The organism is Actinoplanes sp. NPDC051633 (assembly GCF_040681735.1).
Taxonomy (GTDB): domain Bacteria; phylum Actinomycetota; class Actinomycetes; order Mycobacteriales; family Micromonosporaceae; genus Actinoplanes.
The window spans coordinates 1-2,253 of record NZ_JBFAZH010001222.1 but is presented as its reverse complement, the minus strand read 5'-3'; the positions used below and the strand labels follow the sequence as shown (position 1 = coordinate 2,253).

Genomic DNA, 2,253 nt, shown 5'->3' with positions numbered 1-2,253 from the left:
TTATGGATCAACTGGGTCGTGTAACTGCTATCTCCGATTCGGGGACGAGCGCGGAAGATGTCGTACGCGCTGAGCAACTCCGCCAAGCGGACGTGCAACGAGTGCTCGACACGATGCAGGTAGGGATGGTTCGCAAACTCTTCGACCAACACGTTGATCGAGCACTCGACGGCCGGCCGGGCCGCGTTGAGCCAATCGGCGTCCGGTGCAATACGCAGGGCAAAGTCAACCTGACCGGCGGTACCGGGTGCCGGATTGCCCGTGGCTTGGCTGCGAGCACCGCGGTGCACGAGCCATTCGACCAAGTCCGCCACCTCAGTGAACGATTCGACCTGGGACGGGCTTACATGCCGGCCCGCATCCAACCAGAACTCGTACGCCCACTGGCCGCGAACGTTGGCCTCGGTACAGACACGGATGGACTGATTACCTTGTGACCTCATGTAGATCAAACGTCCGGCAACGAGCGCAACAGGCATGGCGTATCCGCTCCGTGGCAGGGGCTCCTGTCATGAACCATCGGTCAACCGGTCGCTGAGTTGACCAAATCTGGCTCAACGCCTGGAATCCCGCCGGGCAGCGGCCGCCTCACTTCTAAGCGTGCTCCTGGAGCGCGTGCCGCACTGAGGTTCAGATGCTGGTCGCGCGCGTTCGCTGGGCTATCAACTTCGCTGTCGATGCCCGACGCAAGTGCTCGATACGCCACTGCTCACGGTCGAATCCGGATCGATCACCAGCATGCGATTCTGTTCGCGGTGCTTAGCTCGGTCCGAGTGCGGGCCGGGAGCTGTTCGGTCGTGGTTCGGACGGCCTCCGAGGCCGATGCCTCGGCGATGTCGCCGGTCGTGAGGAAGGCCACCAGCAGCGTGGTCATGATTTCTCGCATCCGCGCCGGGTCGATGGCGGTGGCCGCCAGCAGGCCCCGGGCGGGGGAGTCGTCACCGAGTGGCAGGAATGGCACGTCCATGAAGCTCATGTGCGTGGCGCCGTTGATCTGCAACGAGTACGCCGGGCGGCCGGTGCGGTCGACCGTTTCCCAGCCGCCGAACGTGATCGCCTTCTCCGCCGTGAACCAATCGGGGTCGGGCGCCATGCCGGCCTTGACGGCTTCGTCGGGCGTTGCCTCGAATTCGGGGTGCTGTGCCAGCAGTTGGAGCACCGGCCGGGCGAGGCCGCTTCGCCCTACCTCGGACCACAGAGCGCCGTCGAGGTTGACGGCGGCGGTGCAGCGGGGATCGTCGCGGCACCATTGCAGGGCAGCCGCGCCGCCGAACGAGTGGCCGATGGCGGTCAGCCGGCTCAAGTCGAGCCGGCCGGTCAGCGGGTCATCGGCGTCCAGGTCGGCGAGGCGGTCCGCCACGAACGCGAGGTCCGCTGCCTTGTACCGGCAGACGTTGGTCCGCTGCGCGAACACTTCCCGGTACGACCCGCTCTGCGGACCGAGTGCACCGGCGGTGGCGGCGGGGTTCATCGGGACCGTTCGCCCGTCTGCGAACACCGTCACCGCAGTCTCATAGGTGTGGTTGACGCCGCCGACGACGTACCCATGGCTTGCCAGATCTTCGGCGATGGCCGAGAGCAGCAGCGGCGGGAAGCCGCTGGGCGACAGCAGCACCACCGGGTAAGCCGCACGGGCGGCGGCGACCGGTCCGCAGTCGGTGCTGTTCGCCAGCAGGCCTTCGGTACGAAGCCCGAGCATGTCGCCGGCCGCCCGCCAGGCCGGTGGCAGGTAGTCGGCAGCCGGCGCGTCGGGCGTCCGATCGCACGGATACCAGATCCAGGCCACGAGCGACCGCGGCTCGGACGGGTCCGCCGCGTACGGGTCCTTCCGCGGCGTATCGGTCCAGTCCCGCGAGGTGCGACCCACGGCGAATTCCCCGCTTGGTGGTGGCACTGCGTGTGTCATTGCTGTCAAACCTCCATGGCGAGCCGTGACATGAGGACAGTGTTTGATCAAGCCGCTGAAGAGCGGTTCTCGACCTTTGGCGCAGCAGCGCCGATGTGGACGTCGGCGACCTCAGCCGGCCAGCGTGACGTTGCGCGCCCGCTCGTCGGAGGTGCCGGCCGCAGCCGGCACCGGGTGATCGGCAAGACCGCGGCGGCCGGTCGCAACGAGGGCGATCCCCACGGCGGCGTACGTGCCCAGAATCAGTGCAGCGGTGCCGCCGCCGTTGCCGTCGAAGTACGCGACCGACCGCAGGAGCGTGGCACCGGAGCCGATCGGCAGCCACTGCCCGACGGCACCCCACGGCT

At 67.5% G+C, this 2,253-nt stretch carries 2 protein-coding genes and 1 pseudogene; all 3 read right to left on the bottom strand.

Going from position 1 to position 2,253, the window contains the following annotated elements; translation table 11 throughout:
* Nucleotides 1-479, bottom strand: a 479-nt coding sequence (locus AB0M20_RS39275; protein ID WP_364306113.1) for a hypothetical protein, incomplete at its 3' end; no start/stop codon positions are given.
* A 251-nt stretch (nt 480-730) separates the two neighbouring features.
* The gene (locus tag AB0M20_RS39270; protein WP_364306111.1) at nt 731-1,867 is read right to left on the bottom strand and encodes a hypothetical protein; all 1,137 of its coding nucleotides are present in this window, start codon (nt 1,865-1,867) and stop codon (nt 731-733) included.
* A gap of 150 nt (nt 1,868-2,017) precedes the next feature.
* Nucleotides 2,018-2,253 (bottom strand): annotated as a pseudogene (locus tag AB0M20_RS39265) (hypothetical protein); the annotation flags it as partial.